The 261-nt window shown below is 39.8% G+C and carries 1 pseudogene; it reads left to right on the top strand.

The annotated features are described in order from the left end of the window. Positions 1-261, top strand: a pseudogene (locus RYX56_RS23290) (MerR family transcriptional regulator); the annotation flags it as partial.

Here is a 261-nt window from a genome sequence, read left to right as displayed (position 1 = left end):
AACGGTTACACCCGTTTCGGTCCATAAGGAAACCCGCACGAATACCAACCAAATTTTTGAAGCGGTTGATACCTTTAAGAACAATTTTATAAACGAGGTAAAAGAGGAAATTCGCACGGTTGTCCGTAAGGAAATTATGGAAGAAGTAAAAAGAGAAATCTCCAAAGGAACGCTTACCACTGTTAAGACTCTTTCTGATTCAATTTACAAATCAACCGCTCATACAAAAGCGGAAATTGAGGGTCTCTCGGAAACGGTTGA

The organism is Alkalihalophilus lindianensis, assembly GCF_032843265.1.
GTDB classification, from domain to species: Bacteria; Bacillota; Bacilli; order Bacillales; family Bacillaceae_D; genus Alkalihalophilus; species Alkalihalophilus lindianensis.
This window is presented reverse-complemented; position numbering and strand designations above follow the sequence as displayed.